The sequence below is a fragment of the Desulfobulbaceae bacterium genome (assembly GCA_013792005.1).
In the GTDB taxonomy this organism is placed as follows: Bacteria; Desulfobacterota; Desulfobulbia; order Desulfobulbales; family VMSU01; genus VMSU01.
Window position 1 is genome coordinate 15,063 of the sequence record VMSU01000028.1, and the last position, 15,385, is coordinate 30,447.

Here is a 15,385-nt window from a genome sequence, read left to right on the forward strand (position 1 = left end):
TAATCATTTCTCTTTTCCGTAGCTTCCTCTTTTCGTTGCTTGTGTGACACCATCATGCTTCGCGTCCTTCATACCTCAGACTGGCATCTCGGCCACAATCTCTTTCACCAGGACAGACGCTACGAACACAGCCAATTTTTGGATTGGCTGCTTGCGCTCCTTACTACCCACCAGATCGATGCCCTGATCATTGCCGGGGACATTTTCGATACCGTTGCCCCGTCCAATTATGCCCTTACCCTGTATTACGATTTTCTCCGCCGTTTAGTCAGTGATACGTCCTGCCGTCAGGCGGTGATTATTGGCGGTAATCACGACTCTGCCGCCAGTCTTCACGCCCCTCGTGAGTTGCTCAAGGTCTTTAATGTTCATGTGGTCGGCAGTCCTGACCTGGAGCAGCCGGCCAACGACCTTATTCTCCTTCACGACCCTGATGGCAATCCCTGCGGCATGGTGGCAGCGGTCCCATTTCTGCGGGAGCGGGATATGCGCAGGGCCCATGCCGGGGAATCGTATGCAGATAAGAATCGTGCCTATCTTCAAGGTGTGGCTGCTCATTATGCCCAGGCCTGCTCGTTGGCGCGGGAGAGGATTGCACAACTTAGTGGCAGGGCTGATGGCTTGCCACTGATTGCTACCGGCCATCTATTTGCGGCTGGTGGCGAGGTGTCTGATGGCGAACGCGAGGTCTCTGTCGGTACCTTGGGTGGGATCTCGGCTTTCTCGATTGCCGCCGGATTCGACTACCTGGCCTTAGGGCACCTTCATAAACCGCAAACAGTTGCCGGTCCAGATCCGATCCGTTACTCCGGGTCACCAATCCCTTTGAGTTTTTCCGAGGCGGGAAGCAAAAAAACTGTGACCCTGCTCCATTTTGATGACCGGATGAAATCGCCCGATATTACTGAGATTCCAGTGCCACTATGGCAGCCAATGAAGATTCTGCGCGGCGATTGGCCTGTGATCGAGACCTTCTTTGCCGGGAGGGACGGCACGGAAGATTTGCTCTGGCTTGAAATTCAACTGGAGACCGATATTTTAGGCGCCGGGGTTCAGGAGAGGGTGGCTGAACTGGCCGCGGGCAAGGCTTGTGATGTCTTGGCGACACGTAATTATCAACGTCTGTTGCCTCGGTTGATGGATGGCGGTGATGAGTCGACGGAACTGTTGTCCGTGTTAACGCCCCAGGAGGTCTTTGCCCGACGCCTTGACTTGGTCGAGGAGTTGACGGGGGAGGAGCGCGAAGCGGTGGTAGCCCGCTACCGGCAGGTGGTTGATGCGGCCACTGTGGCGATGGAGGGCGCGGTTGATGAAGATTAACGCCCTCACCCTGAAGAATCTTAACTCTCTGCGTGGTGAATTTCGTCTCGATTTTGACGCGCAGCCGTTGGCCGATGCCGGAATCTTTGCCATCACCGGTCCGACAGGAGCGGGGAAGACCACCATTCTTGATGCCATCTGTGTGGCCCTCTACGGTCAGACCCCTCGGCTGCCCCCTGGCAGCAGCGCAGAGCTGTTGACCAGAAATACCGGCGAGTGTTTTGCCGAGGTTGAGTTCACGGTAGAGCAGGGCCGGTATCGCTCCCGGTGGTCTCGGCGCAAGGCTCGTGGCCGGGCTGAGGGCAATCTCCAGCCTACTGCCATGGAGTTGGTTGAGATCAGTCCGGAGGGTGAAGAACGGATTGTCGAGGAGCAGGTTCGTCAGGTGGTCGAGCGGGTTGAGTCCCTCACTGGTCTTGATTTTTCCCGGTTCACCCGGTCGGTGCTGCTGGCTCAGGGTAGTTTTGCCTCATTCCTCAAAGCCAAGGACAATGAGCGGGCCGAACTTCTTGAGCGGATGACTGGCACCCGTCTCTATTCATTGATCTCGGTTCAGGCGTTTAGTCGGGCTCGCGAGGAACGTCAGCGGCTCGATGAGATGATCGCCGTCAATGCCCATCTCAATGTCATGCCTTCGGAACAGTTGGTGGAACTGAGAGAGCGCAAGGTTACGATAGAGACTGAAATTATCACGGCAACCTCAGCCATCGCTGAGCAGCGGGATCAGGCGGCAACCGCGATTCGTTATCAGGATCTCATGGCCGCAATTAATGAAGCTGAGCAGTCCTTGGTTGTTGTGAATGCCGAGCAGACTGAAGCTACGGCTTCTCTTGATCGATTGGCTCAGGCGGAACTGGCCCTGCCTCTGTTTTCTGATGTGCGGGCACTGGATGCCTTAGCTGAGCGACTAGACCGCCTTCGTGCCGAATCGCTTAAGCTTTCCGGGCAAAGTGAGGCGTTGCACAAGAGTGAGGAGGAAGCTCGTCAAGGTCGGCTGGTTCTTGATCAGGAGGTTGAGCGATTTACTCAAACTGCAACAGTTCGGGAGGAGGCAATTCGTACGGCGGAAATGATGGATGAACAGATCCGTATTCATGGCGTGACCCGGATTTCTAAGCAACAGGCTGTTGCCGTTGCTGATGCCACCATGTCCACCCTTCAGGCAGATGCCAAAAAACACCGTGACGCCTTGGCCGAAAGTCTTATCCGTCTTCAAACCATTAACGCCATCCTGAGCGGGAGCGCCGCCGATGCCGGACTCGCTCACGATATCGGGATAATTGCCGCTACCCTGCGTGAACTTTCCGGGGGCAGACAGCGATATGCCGCTAATCGTCGGGAGCAGGAGCGGCTCAGTGCCGGCATCGCCCGTCAACAAAAGGAGATTGACGGCTTACGCGTACGACAGGCTGCCGCCGGTCTTGAGATTACGGCCATCAGAAACCGTCTTGTCCAATGTGAGGATCGGTTGGCCGAGACCCTGCATGGGGGCTCCTGGGAGGATCTTGAAAGCGCACTGTCCGCAAATCGACAGCGCTTATCAGGGCTTGAGAGTGTGCTGGTTTTGGAAGCAGAGTATCAGAAGTTGGTCGCGGAGAGGAGAGTAAAGGAAGAACGTAAAAAGGGTATCATTGAGGGGCTTGGTTCCGATGGGATCAGGCGGCAACAGCTAGTCATGGATCAGAGTCAGGCTGAGCAGATTTTGTTGTTGATGGAAGAGAAGCAGCGTCTCGCCGCCCAAGTCGCAAAATATGAGGCCGACCGAAGGTGTTTGGCCGATGGTCACCCCTGTCCGCTCTGTGGGGCGGTGAGTCATCCATGGCAGGAAGGAGCCCCGGCCATGGATGAGAACAGGGTGGCCGTTACAGCCCAGCGGAAGAAGGTAGCTGCGCTGCTTGCCAACCTGGCAACCCTTGATGGCCGGATGCAGGAGCTTTCCGAACTGGCAAAGACTCTGGAACATGAGATTGCTGCTCTTATCGTTTCGCATGATCAACTGCGGGCTAGGCTGGTCCGGGAGAGGGCTGAGGTTGATCTCACTGCGGCCCATCTGACAGCTGAAATCAAAACGGATGTGGTCAAGGCTATTGCTTTGCAGCAGCAACGGTTGCTTGAAGCGCGCACGATTCAGGCAGAACGGGATGGGCTTATTCAACAGCTGCTGGTTGGCGAGAAGGCTGAATCTGCAGTGGTAGGTGAGCTGGAAAAATTGCTTGCCTTGATTCAAGATCAGGGCACAGCTGTGCAACGCTTTCAGGAAGAGGATCAGGAACTCTGTGCGCGTGGAAAAGCACTGGGTTTGGAGCTTGAAGGGAGGCTCGCGATTTACGGAATTACCTTGCCCGCTCCAGGGCAGGAGGAGGCCACAGCCGAACTTTTACATCAGCGGTGGCAGCGATTCGATCAGGCCCGGCAGGATCGGAGTGTCATTGAGAGCCAGGCCCTTGAGGTCAAGCAAATTCTTTCCGTGCTGGCAACGCAAGAGGAGGGGCTTCGTGCTCGCAGGGAACAGGATCTGGCCGCAGTGACTGAAGTTACAACCACCATTGAGGCTTTAACCGTCCAACGGGTTGCGGTCCTGGGCAGTGAAACGGTGGCAGCTGCCAGGCGGCAGCTGACCGAAGCCTGGTCGGCGTATGCCGCGCGAATCAAGGAGAGTGACCGGATCATCTCCGAGCTTACAACTCACGCTGCTGCGGCGCTTGGGGCGTTTACAGAAAATATCCAGCAGATGGAGCGGATGGCAGAGGAGTCGCAACGTTTCGGACAGGCACTTGATCAACGCCTGCACACCTCAGGTTTTGCTGACTTGACGACGTTGCGTCAGGCCCTTCTGCCAGAGGCTGAGTTGCAGTCATTACGAGGTGTGCGCGATGGTTTTGTTCTTCGCCGACAGCGCCTGGACGACCGGCTGCGAGAGGCCCGCGCCCAACGGCACGGTCTTGGCGAGAAGGCAGCAGGGATTAATCTGGAGGTCTTGCAAATCACTATTGCAAAGGCAGGGGAGTCACTGTCTCAGCTGCAGCAGGAGCTAGGTGCCTTGAGTGAGACTATTCGCCGTCAGGATAAACTTATGGCTGAACACCGTGAACGTTCAGCCCTGATTGATAATCAGCGCCGGGAACAGCGGCACTGGCAGCTGTTAAGTGATATGATCGGTTCTGCAGATGGCAAAAAATTCAGGCGCTTTGCCCAGGGGTTGACACTTGATCATCTGATTCATCTTGCCAACCGTCAGTTGGTTCGGCTCAGCGACCGTTATCTGCTGCGTCGTCATCAAGATGAAGAGCTTGGCCTGGAAATTATCGATACTTACCAGGCCGATGCCATTCGCCCAACCGGCACCTTGTCCGGTGGCGAGGAATTTTTGGTCAGTCTGGCCTTGGCTCTTGGCTTGGCCAGGCTTTCGGGACAGAGCCGAATCGATTCTTTGTTCCTTGATGAAGGGTTTGGCACTCTCGATACCGAGACCCTTGAAACAGCCCTGTCCGCTCTGTCTGCCCTGCACGAGACCGGCAAGACCATCGGGGTCATCTCTCATGTTGATGCCTTGAAGGAGCGGATTCCGGTGCAGATCAGGCTGAGGAGGCTGGCAGGCGGCTATAGTAATCTCAGTGTTGTCGGTTGATTTTTTCTTTCTGGGGGATTATCTCTGCCGATTTAAAGGCGGTTCATGGTGGTAGTTGTACAATCTTTTGCCAGTCTATGGTTTATTGACGAGATTATCAGGCCCTTGGTTTGAGTCCCTGCAAGAAAAATCCTCGGACATGTTCCGCCACCTTACGTGCCTGCAGAAGAGGTATTATCTTGTGCCATGACTCATGTTCGGAGATCTAAAACAATGAATCGCTTTTTAGACGAAAAAATCATTTCCAACTGGAATCTTCTTTTTCTTTGTTGGCTCATTGCCGCGGCCTCGATAGCAGGCAGTCTGTTTTTTAGTGAGGTCATGGAGTTTGCGCCGTGCAGTTTGTGCTGGTACCAAAGAATTTGCCTTTTCCCCCTGCTGTTTATTTTTTTGACAGGGCTTTTCCCCTTTGATAGCAATGTGGTCAAGTACGCTCTGCCGTTGACTAGCACAGGGTGTTTGATTGCGTTGTACCAAAATCTTCTCTATTATAAAATCATCCCGGAAAGCCTCAAGCCGTGCACTCAAGGAGTTTCCTGCTCAGAGGGCTACATCGACCTGTTTGGTTTTCTGACAATCCCAATGCTTGCGCTTATCGGGTTTTCAATTCTAACAGCGTTGCTCTTGATCCTAAAAAGGAGAATCTCTTTATGAAAAAACACGTGTTGATCGTCTGTTCAAGCGCCGTCCTCGTTCTTTTGTTTGCCTTTGGTTCGTATTTTTATACCATCCAACAGGAGAAAAAATTTGGTTTTCTGGCCCAGGAGAACGCCGCACTCTTTGTCAGGGAACATGCTCAAACTCTGGGTGACGAAGAGGCAACGGTCTATCTGGTGGAGTTTTTCGACCCCGCCTGTGAAACCTGCAACGCTTTTTATCCGATTGTCAAAAATCTGATGGCAGCCTATCCTGGCAAGATTAAACTTGTTATGCGATATGCCCCTTTTCATGATGGCGCCGACTATTTTGTCAAGATACTTGAAGCGGCGAGAAGACAGGGGAAGTATTGGGAAACGCTGGAAGCCATGTATCAATCGCAGCATTATTGGGCAAGCCATCATAACCCCCAACCGCATTTGGTGTGGCAGTTCCTCGGCAATATTGGCCTTGATCTCGAAAAGATTAAAACGGAGATGAACGATCCCGCCATCGTGCGGATGATTGAGCAGGATCTCGCAGATGCAAAAACGCTTAATGTTCGCAAAACCCCTGGATTTTTTGTCAACGGGAAACCGTTGACCAGTTTTGGAGAGCAGCAACTGAGGGACTTGGTTGCTGCTGAAATGCAGACCAATAAATGAACAAAAACACCCTTCATCCCGGCTTATTTTTTTAAGGAAATAACGATATCATGAAAAAAATTGCGATCACCCTCATGGCCTTGTGCTGTACTATGATGCTTATTTCTGCCTGCGGGCAACGGCCAAAGCTGGCTGAAGTAGGCAAACTGGCCCCGGATTTTACCTTGGTGGATCGACAGGGCAAGACCTGGAACCTGGATGATCTCAAGGGCCAGGTGGTCTTCGTGAATTTCTGGGCCACCTGGTGCCCTCCGTGCCGAGAGGAGATTCCATCCATGCAGACTCTATACACCTCTATGCCTGCCGATAAGTTTACGATGCTATCCATCCTTTATAAGGATAACCCTGTCGTTGCGGATGAATTGGCCACCAAGTTTGGTATGACCTTTCCAGTCCTGGTTGATCCGGACAACAAGGCTGGACTGGCATACGGACTGACCGGGGTGCCTGAAACCTATATCATTGATAAAAAAGGTGTGTTGCGAGAGAAATTCCTTGGTCCGGTGCAGTGGGATTCCACCGGTGTTAAACAGATGCTGATGAAATATGTCAATCAGTGACTGTAGAGTGATGGATGACCCGGAATGGCCTGATGATGTATCTCCTGGGAATTTTTGATGTTGTCCTCCGCCCGGAGATATTTCCCCTCTGATAGGTAGGTTGCCGCAGCGACACTAGCGCGTTTTCTTGTCGTCCGGTATTCCAGAAATGCCGGTCTCGATCACTTGTGCCCCTTTTGGGTCCCCTGGCATAGCGGGATCAGTAAAACCCCATAAAACCCTTACAACCGCGTATAGTCACCACTTTATTTTCTTCTTGACCGGAAACGACAACCTGGTATGTTAGAAAAAAATTGAATACTAATTTGCCTGGAAAGGATAGAGCAGGGCAGAGAATGCACAACAGTACAGTGGCGTCGCTCGCTAAGATTATGAAATCGATTGGTCATCCGATCCGGTTGAAGATCCTCTGTCTCCTGGTCGATGGCGGTCAGACGGTTGGTGAGATCCATGATCAGTTGACCACCTCGTTTGCCAATGTCTCCCAGCACCTTCAGCGGCTGCACCATCAAGGACTAGTGGTCACCGATAAGCAGGCAAATTTTGTCCGTTACTCTATCGCCTCACCCAAGGTCACAGAGATGATCGGTACTTTGCGACGCCTCTATTGTCGTTCTTTAATAGACAACGAAACAGTTAAATCTCAAAAATCCAACCCAATGAGGAATAAGTCATGATTGTCACCGATTGGATTCACACTATTGCAGGAACCTTCATTCTCCTCAGTCTGGCCTTAGGCGTTCAGGCCAGTCCTCTCTTCCATAGCACCTATTGGTTATGGGTCACAGCCTTTGTCGGCGCTAATCTCTTTCAGTTCGGGCTGAGCAAGTTCTGTCCCATGGCCCTTATCCTTAAGGCCTTGGGAGTGCCGGAGAAACGGACGAAATAAGTTGCGTTCACCCTGCTCCTCAAGCAGAGCCGAAAGGTACAGGATGAGCAATTTTGACTCCTTAGGGACTGTTTATGCCAGCCTTTTTCCGACCATATCCAGAGATCGATCAATGGTCTCCTGGGTATGGTCGATCAAATTTTTATCCATGATTTTCACTGTTAGAGTTCTTTTCCCATTCCCATCTGAATGTAGCCGCATGGGCAGGCCTGAGAACAAATATGACACCCGACACATTGGTTGTAGTTGGTATACATCACTTCACCCGTTGGATTTTGCGGGAATGCTAAGATTGCCGATTGAGGACAGAATATCAAACATTGTCGGCACTCAAAACAGAGTCCGCAACTCATGCATCGTATGGATTCAGCCTGAAACTGTTCTTCGGTTATACCTAATTCTGCCTCCGACTCAAGCCCACTTGAACACCGCTGACCAACTGGTAACCAGTTACATTCGTTGCGTTTGAGTTCGGGATAATATTCCAAGCGCAGTGTATCAGGGGTTGCGATTTGTCTATCCGCGAAAAATCGGAACCCCTTACCTTTGAATTTGGCATCAATCCGCTCAGCAGCCATTCTGCCATGGCCAATGGCTGTGGTCACCAGTTCCAGGCTGATGACGTCACCACCAGCGTACACCCCTGCGCCGACAGACCAGTCTTCATCAGGCATAAGCCAACCATTCTTGACAGGATCAAGCTGAATGCCACTCCAATCTGGACGTTGGCTGATGGCGTAGATGACAGCTGTGCATGGCACTTCGAACTCAGACTTTGCCACTGGAATGACCATCCGCCGTCCACTGTTATCCAGTTCATCAAGCTTCATCCTTTGACACTTGACGGCAACACCTTTGCCGTTCTCAGATCGAATTCCGAGAGGAGCGACCAGATACCGGATATCAATTTCTTCTATCAACGCAGCATCGATTTCCTTGTCAAGGGTGGGCATTTCAGCACGTGTTCTCCGGTACAGTAATGTCACTTGAGCTTCTAGTCGTCGTGCAACACGTGCGGCAGTAATGGCGGTATTCCCACCGCCAATGATCACTACTCTGTCGCCTATATCAATGGTCTTGCCAGAGTTGACCTGATTCAAGAACGCTACCCCGCTCAAGACATTGGGGGCGTTGTCCCAATTGCCTTCCAGCTCAACCCCCTTATGGGCTCCGATGCCGACAAAAATAGCGTCGTAATTTGCCCTAAGCCTTTCCCACTCAATATCTTTGCCAATGGTGGTGTTACAGACAATCTCAACACCCATTCTGGTAATGGCGTCAATTTCTGCGTCCAAAATGGCAGGCGGCAGTCGAAAGGCGGGGATTCCATAGCGAAGCATGCCGCCAGGCTGGGCAAAGGCTTCAAACACCGTTACCGGATAACCGCGTCGGGCCAGCTGAAAGGCGCAACTAAGTCCAGCCGGCCCGGCCCCGATTACCGCTATCTTTTTATCCATGACCTCAGGACTTAGTTTTTTATGCTGCAAGCCATGGTTAATGCCGAAGTCGCCAAGCCACCGCTCAAAGGCGGCGATATTGACTGCGCCATCGTTTTTTTGGGTGCGATTGCATTGGCTTTCACAAGGATATGGACAAACCCGGCCGCAGGAAGCCGGAAATGGCGTGGTTTTACTGGCCTCGTGCCATGCTAATTCATATGATTCCCGCCAACTGCGATTTTTGAGCTGTGATTGTTGGACAATGGTCAGCCAGGATCGAATGTCATTGCCAGCAGGACAGCTAGCAGTACAGGGTGGAATTTTCCGCACATAGATTGGGCATTTGTGGCTATGGTCGCCAAAGGCAACAACTTTTTCTGTCCCGTGTTCTTCTGCAAATTCGGGATAGTGCCAATTGAGGGCGGAATCAAGAATAGGGTTGGAGTCAATAGGTTTGTTTGCCATCGGTGTGTCCGTCCTTAAAACCTGACGTGCGCTGATTGGTTAAAGGTGGTTCTGGCGTGTCGGTACGAATCAATCATGTCTTTTTCAAAGATCAGGCCAGTGGTGGCAAAGAAGTGCTTCCAGCCTACCCGGTCGATCCATTCTCCCAATCGCTCCCAAGGCCTCCCTTCCTGTTTATAGACCTCAATGATTTTACTGACCACGGCATTGACCTCTGGCCAGCGAGGTGGATTGTTGGGAAGATTCTGAGCGACCAGGCAGCCCACGGCCGGCTTCGATCGGGCATTAGAGTTCTTGCCACCAACCCAGACCCCGAATTTTGAATGCTCGGGATGGTTGATCTCCATGACCGGGCAGGCACCGAAACAAGCCCCGCAGTACATGCATTTTTTATGGTCAACCCTCAGCGATGGCTTGCCATTGACTACCGTTGGTCGAATTGCGGCCACTGGGCAGCGGGCAACCACCTTGGGCAATTCACAGATGTTCGCCATCACCTCATGGTTAATGCGAGGGGGACGGGTATGTTTGACCACAATGGCAATATCTGCCTGACCGCCACAGTTGATGGCACAGCAGGAGGTAGAAATTCTCACCTTGCTTGGCAGTTGACAGTTTGTGAACTCTTCATACAGGTTATCCATGATGGATTTGACCACACCAGAGGCATCTGTGGCAGGGATGTCGCAGTGAAGCCAGCCTTGGGTATGGGACACATTAGAGACACAGGGGCCGATTCCTCCCACCGGCAAACCGATCGACTCCAAGGATTTGATTAGCAACTCCACCTTTTCCTCGTCCGCAGTCATCAGTTCCACATTGTTGCGCACAGTAAAACGTAGGTAGCCATCGGCGTAGGTGTCGGCGATATCACAAATTCGTCGAATCAAATCCACCGAATCCTGGCGGGGTGTGCCAGCCCTTACCGTAAACAGGACATCTCCATTTTCGGCAACATGTTTAAGCACACCTGGTCGGAGCAGTTGATGATATTTCCATTTACCGTAATTTTTTATGACTACCGGATGGAGTGCACCCTGGTAGTCATAAGGTCCTGATTCAACCGTTTTCCAGGTTCGTTCGCTACTCATGGTGTGCTCCATTTCGCAAAAATTAGTACGCGGATTTATAATATGGGTTGCTCCGAGGACTCGATACCATATCGATGGACGCCTCCAGGCCAACTCCATCCAGGAACTGTTTTAAACTGACTCGTTCAATAGTCTCGCCAATTCTCTCGTGGTCGAAGCCGTTATCATTCCACCACTCAATAATGGTTTCGCATAAGCAGATAAACGTCGCGATATCCTCATCGCTTTCCATTTTGAAGAAGGGAACGATCATGGTTCCGCCCATGGCGCCAACCTTCAAGGTATTTTTTCCGCCAAGCAGGATGGCCAGACCTCTTTCCCTGCCTGGTGACAAGGCCTCCGTCATTACGTTGATGCAGTGCATGCAGCGGACGCAGTTTGCATTGTCGATGGCCATTGTTCCATCGGCCAGGGAAAGGGCGCGTGTTGGACAACGACTGATCACGTTGTTTACCAGGAACTCGAGACCATTCTTTTGAATCCAAGCCTGCATGGCTTCCGTATCTACGAGGATGGCATCCCGCCACATCCCGATTACAGCCAGATCGGAGCGAAAGATTGAATTGCTGCAGTCATTGGGGCAGCCAGAAAATTTAAACTTGAACTTATAGTTATACTGGGGACGGTGGATATCCCCGGCAAAGTGTTTCATGACCTTGTAGTGCAGTAGCAAGGTGTCATAACAGGCATGTTCGCAGCGGGCAGGTCCCACACAGGAAATGCTTGTTCGCATGGCGGGACCTGCTCCCCCCAGATCCCAACCCGCTTGATTGATCTCATCAAAGCACTCTTGCACCTTGGCTTCCTCAATGCCCTGCAGCATGATATCACCTGTCTGGCCATGCAGGGCAATCAAGCCGGAACCATGTTTTTCCCAAGTGTCGCAAAGATCGCGTAACATCGTGGTGTTGTAGTGTAAGCCCGGTGCGGGCTGAACCCGGAGTGTATGAAATTCATGGGCCTCCGGGAATTTGTCCGCAATCTTGGAGCGACGGCTGATTACTCCGCTCCCGTAGCCATATACCGTGACCAGACCGCCTTCCCAATAACCGGTCTTAGTCAGGTAGGAATACTCCAATTGATCGAGAACTCCCCTGAGCATGGGTTTTTTGGTTCGTTCCGCCAATTCTTTAAGCCCACTGACAAAGCTGGGCCATGGGCCTTCTTCCAATGCATCCAGCAGGGGAGTTGGATGTAGGAAATTCCCTTCTATAACAGATGATTCGATGGGAAAGTCAGTATCTTTTTTTTCCTGATCCATGGCGTGACTCCTGTGTTGTTTCGATCAAGGATGCGAATTAGCGCCATCCTGCTGAAGTTTTAGCATCATCAGCAATTTATGGGCAGCGTCTCTGATCTCAATGAGATCGCTTTTGGCCGGCGCGTTTCCATACCAGTGGGCATAATCCGGATTACTGTGACCAACCCCAAGGATCATGAGTTCAAGGCATTTCTCTAAATCAGACAGGTATTGGAGTAATCGTTTCATGAGCACTTCTGCCACTTGTTGGTTATGCCCAAAGTCTGCCAGTAGACGTAAAGAGCCGCTCGTATCCTGTTGAACAATCTTAGCGTTAATCAACTCTCCGACTACGCTGTCTGCATCCTTCTTCAAACTTTGGGCATGCTGCTTTATTGTCGACAGATCTTTAATGAATTGTGAGGTTTGAACCGTTGTGTGGCATGCGCCGCAGAGTTTTTCCCAATCAGCATTTGCCTTGTCGCCGGTCGGATGACAGGTGGCGCAGGCCGGTTTTTGCCGTTGATCGGGTAATACCCCGTGAAACGAGGATTCGTAGGTCACTTGATAGATAGGGCCGGGAACAGGGATAACTGAGGGAAGGGAGATAAGCGAGAGCACGGCATTTTGGGCTGCCAACTCCTCAAGCATCTGGGCTTCGGCCTGTAACTCCTCCAGATGTTTTTGCAAGGGGATCAAGCCTTGGTAGGCAGCCATTTTAAAATCTTGATGATAGGCGCCTTGGCTCAGATGAATTTGCAAATACTTTTGCATTTCAAAGTAAATTTTCTCTGCTCGGGAGGTATCTTCATACAATTGGTGAGCGCCAAGAACAAGGGCCTTGCCATCTACCGGGTTAGGTTGCCGATCCTTGGGTGCGGGATAGAGCAGGTTGTTTTTGTTCAATTGCTCAATGATTATTCGACCGGATGCCAGCAATTGTTTTCCCTTTTGATCCAGCATGACAGCGCCATCCACCCATTTACGAGTGAACGGTTGGTCATGGCACTTAACGCATTCCTTGTCAATATACTCACTGCTCAGCCGATCTAGATTCTTATTGGCGTTATGGGTGCCTGGCAGATGGCAACTGGCACAGGTAGAGGGTGTAAAGTGGTGCCCCGATTTTTGATATGCCTCCATCTGTGGATGATCAGGTCCCATGTGGCAGGTGTAGCAGGACTGTGGTCGTGCGGCCTCAGCCTTGGAGAAAGTATGTCTTGCATGGCAGAAATCACAGCGTCCGTCATTCTCTCCATAGCCTATTCGGTGGCAGGATTCGCAACCTTGTCTTTTAACCACGTCAGGCTGTTTTTGATAGCGGGCGTTCGCCTGCATGTTCTCCCATGATTTGCTATGATCGCTGGTCAGGAATTCCTCTGTTTCCTTTTGATGGCATTTCTGGCAGGCCGAACGGGCGGTCACCACGGACATCTTTTGGTGGTCAGCGCCATGGCAGTCGGTACAACCAACATCATTCTTACCATGAGCGCCTGACATATGTTCCTGATAAATCCTGGTGGTGGTCTTCTGATGACATTCCTCACAACTCATCTTTGAACTGATAATTTCTTCTATGGCCATCACCGGTTTTTCCTGAGCCAAACAGGAACCCTGGAGTGATAGAGTCAACCACCCCAACGCGGCTATAACGTGGCAAGCGATTTTTACCGTATAATTCATTTGCGGAGCCTCTTTGACAAGTTAGGAAAAATTAACTACCGGACTCCGCTGCCTCCATATTCCTTACAACTTAAAGCGAATTCCTTACCGAAACGAATGCTATTGGTAACCGCCTCATCACTGGGGTTCCACTTCTCTCGAATGCCATCATTTACCAGTTGGAAGCCACTTGCTGTGAGTTTTTCGGATATGATCTTCACAGCCTCTCCACTCCATCCATAGCATCCAAAGGCAGCTGCCTTTTTATTCTTGAATTTCAGCCCCTTGATTTCTTCGAGAAGGGCGGCGACAGAGGAGAGAATGCCATTATTGATGGTAGGAGAGCCGATCAGAATCCCTTTTGATTTGAAAATTTCTGTGATTAGATCATTCTTGTCTGAACGCGCTATGTTGAACAATTTTACGGCAACTGTAGGATCTGCGGTGGTGATTCCTTGGGTGATGGCCTCGGCCATCCGTCGTGTCCCGTCCCACATGCTATCATAGGCTACGGTAATTTGATCTTCGGCATAGTTGTTTGCCCATTCCACGTATTTGGTGACAATCTGCAACGGCTCTTTTCGCCACATAACCCCATGACTTGGACAGATCATCTCCACCGGCACATTCAAGGCAAGAACCTCCTTAATTTTTTTGTCGACCAGGGCGCTGAATGGGGTCAAAATGTTGGCATAATACTTTATCGCCTCCTGAAACAATTCCCCCTGATCGACAAGATCGTTGTACATCAACTCGGAAGCGATATGCTGGCCAAAGGCATCATTACTGAACAGAATGTTATCTTCAGTAAGATAGGACATCATGCTATCCGGCCAGTGCAACATCTTTGCTTCAATAAAGATTAGTTGTTTTGATCCCAAGTTGAGTGAATCGCCAGTCTTGATAATCTGAAAATTCCAATCCTGATGATAATGACCTTTGATGATGTTTACCCCGTTTGCCGTGCAGTAGATCGGGGTGTCGGGGATATGACGCATTAATTCCGGCAGGGCGCCGCTATGGTCAGACTCGGCATGATTAATAACAATGAAATCAATCGCTCCAAGGGGGATCTCTTTTTGCAGTTTGGTGACGAACTCAGCAGAAAATTTCCCCCACACCGTATCTATCAACGCTGTCTTTTCATCCCTGACCAGATAGGAATTATAACTTGAACCGCGATGCGTCGAATATTCTTCACCATGAAATTTTCGTAATTCCCAGTCAACCTTCCCGATCCAGGAAATGTTTTTATTTATAGTAAAGCCCATGGCAATCTCCTTGTGGTGATTATGTTGTGTTTATTAGTAATTTCACAGATCAATCTGAGTCGGTGTCGAGTACATGACGAACCATCTTAGCCATCCCGTGACTTTTTGCGAGACCATCAATACTCTCACTGGAATAGCCTGAAATGAAAATTATTTTGATCCGCTGTGAACGATCCTTGACGAGTTCAGCGAGCATAGTTCCTCGTCGTGCCGGCATAACCACATCCGTATTGTGTTATGGACAGCACAAGGTATCGATGGAGTTTGGTGTTCCATCCACATTGGTATGATGCCAGAGTGTGTGGCTTTCCTGTCCGAGGAGTTCATCCATGGAATAACCGAGCATCCGTTGGGCTGCTGGATTGGCAAAACTGTGGCATCCTTTCTTGTCTATACCTAATAAGAGATCTGTGCTTGTCCTGACTTTTCGTAAACGTTCACCGGGCACCCATCTGCTTTGTCAGCAGCCTGCTTATGTGCAACAAGCACACTTCGCAGACCGCTTTATTGACCGACGAA

General features: G+C 50.9%; 14 protein-coding genes. 7 read left to right on the forward strand and 7 right to left on the reverse strand.

Annotation, left to right across the window (positions count from 1 at the left end):
• Positions 1–54: 54 nt before the first annotated feature.
• From sbcD to FP815_01450, 7 genes are all read left to right on the forward strand, one after another.
• Positions 55–1,320, forward strand: coding sequence for an exonuclease subunit SbcD (sbcD, locus tag FP815_01420; protein ID MBA3013597.1), 1,266 nt, complete (start codon positions 55–57; stop codon positions 1,318–1,320).
• The gene (locus FP815_01425; GenBank protein MBA3013598.1) at positions 1,277–4,948 is read left to right on the forward strand and encodes an AAA family ATPase; all 3,672 of its coding nucleotides are present in this window, start codon (positions 1,277–1,279) and stop codon (positions 4,946–4,948) included. Before sbcD ends, FP815_01425 begins: the two co-directional genes overlap by 44 nt.
• A 213-nt stretch (positions 4,949–5,161) precedes the next feature.
• Positions 5,162–5,602 carry a disulfide bond formation protein B gene (locus tag FP815_01430; protein ID MBA3013599.1) on the forward strand — a complete coding sequence of 147 codons (441 nt, stop codon included), beginning with the start codon at positions 5,162–5,164 and terminating at the stop codon, positions 5,600–5,602.
• Positions 5,599–6,249, forward strand: coding sequence for a disulfide bond formation protein DsbA (locus FP815_01435; protein MBA3013600.1), 651 nt, complete (start codon positions 5,599–5,601; stop codon positions 6,247–6,249). Before FP815_01430 ends, FP815_01435 begins: the two co-directional genes overlap by 4 nt.
• A gap of 50 nt (positions 6,250–6,299) precedes the next feature.
• Positions 6,300–6,809, forward strand: a complete 510-nt coding sequence (locus FP815_01440; protein ID MBA3013601.1) for a TlpA family protein disulfide reductase — start codon at positions 6,300–6,302, stop codon at positions 6,807–6,809.
• A 335-nt stretch (positions 6,810–7,144) separates the two neighbouring features.
• Entirely contained in the window at positions 7,145–7,486 is a 342-nt protein-coding gene (locus FP815_01445; GenBank protein MBA3013602.1) for a helix-turn-helix transcriptional regulator, read from the forward strand.
• Positions 7,483–7,698, forward strand: coding sequence for a DUF2892 domain-containing protein (locus FP815_01450; GenBank protein MBA3013603.1), 216 nt, complete (start codon positions 7,483–7,485; stop codon positions 7,696–7,698). The genes FP815_01445 and FP815_01450 overlap by 4 nt, the downstream gene beginning before the upstream one ends.
• Before the next feature lie 161 nt (positions 7,699–7,859).
• On the opposite strand, the gene FP815_01455 is transcribed toward FP815_01450, so the two are convergent.
• The 7 genes from FP815_01455 to FP815_01485 are packed head-to-tail and all read right to left on the reverse strand — an operon-like array spanning position 7,860 to position 15,314.
• A complete protein-coding gene (locus FP815_01455) occupies positions 7,860–9,602 on the reverse strand; it encodes an FAD-dependent oxidoreductase (GenBank protein ID MBA3013604.1) in 1,743 nt (580 codons plus the stop codon).
• Between the two features lie 14 nt (positions 9,603–9,616).
• Positions 9,617–10,693 carry a dissimilatory-type sulfite reductase subunit beta gene (dsrB, locus tag FP815_01460; GenBank protein ID MBA3013605.1) on the reverse strand — a complete coding sequence of 359 codons (1,077 nt, stop codon included), beginning with the start codon at positions 10,691–10,693 and terminating at the stop codon, positions 9,617–9,619.
• Positions 10,694–10,715: 22 nt separating this feature from the next.
• Positions 10,716–11,954 carry a dissimilatory-type sulfite reductase subunit alpha gene (gene dsrA / locus FP815_01465; protein ID MBA3013606.1) on the reverse strand — a complete coding sequence of 413 codons (1,239 nt, stop codon included), beginning with the start codon at positions 11,952–11,954 and terminating at the stop codon, positions 10,716–10,718.
• A gap of 24 nt (positions 11,955–11,978) precedes the next feature.
• Positions 11,979–13,616: a hypothetical protein gene (locus tag FP815_01470; GenBank protein MBA3013607.1), complete on the reverse strand. Its 1,638-nt coding sequence runs from the start codon at positions 13,614–13,616 to the stop codon at positions 11,979–11,981.
• Between the two features lie 35 nt (positions 13,617–13,651).
• Complete coding sequence (locus FP815_01475; GenBank protein MBA3013608.1) at positions 13,652–14,866, reverse strand: anaerobic nitric oxide reductase flavorubredoxin; 1,215 nt, start codon at positions 14,864–14,866, stop codon at positions 13,652–13,654.
• Between the two features lie 49 nt (positions 14,867–14,915).
• Complete coding sequence (locus FP815_01480) at positions 14,916–15,083, reverse strand: response regulator (protein ID MBA3013609.1); 168 nt, start codon at positions 15,081–15,083, stop codon at positions 14,916–14,918.
• Between the two features lie 18 nt (positions 15,084–15,101).
• Entirely contained in the window at positions 15,102–15,314 is a 213-nt protein-coding gene (locus FP815_01485) for a PAS domain-containing protein (GenBank protein MBA3013610.1), read from the reverse strand.
• Positions 15,315–15,385: the final 71 nt, after the last annotated feature.